Annotated in this window: 1 pseudogene; it reads left to right on the top strand. The window is 47.5% G+C overall.

Annotated features, from left to right (window positions below):
- Positions 1-522, top strand: a pseudogene (locus tag EWM59_RS28050) (hypothetical protein); the annotation flags it as partial.

Raw genomic sequence — 522 nt, 5'->3', positions numbered from 1 at the left:
CTGCGCCAACGATTACAGCCCCAGCTACCAAGGTAGTTTGTGCGCCAAGTACTTTAACCTTAACAGCAAGTGGTTGTGCAGGGACTGTGAACTGGTCGAATGGTTCATCAGGCAGTAGCTTAACCCTTTCAAGTGTGGGTACTTATAGCATTACAGCGACCTGTACAGTTGGGTCTTGTATTTCTCCGGCCAGTGCAGCAGTCACAGGTTTGCAGATTGTCAGTCAACCAGCAGCTCCAAGCATCAATGCACCAAATCCAAAAGTGGTATGTGCGCCAAATACTTTAACCTTAACAGCCAGCGGTTGCGCAGGCACAGTAAATTGGTCAACTGGCTCATCAGGCAGTAGCTTAACCCTTTCAAGTGTAGGTACTTATTCTATTTCTGCTACTTGTACGGTTGGCTCTTGTACCAGTCCGGCAAGTGTAGCAGTAACAGGGTTACAAATCATCGCTCAACCAATTGCTCCAACAATTACAGCCCCAGCTACCAAAGTAGTTTGTTCGCCAAGCACGCTTACTT

The sequence above is a fragment of the Emticicia agri genome (assembly GCF_004168285.1).
Classification (GTDB): Bacteria; Bacteroidota; Bacteroidia; order Cytophagales; family Spirosomataceae; genus Emticicia; species Emticicia agri.
The sequence above is the reverse complement of the archived record's forward strand: the minus strand, read 5'-3'. Positions and strand labels throughout refer to the sequence as shown.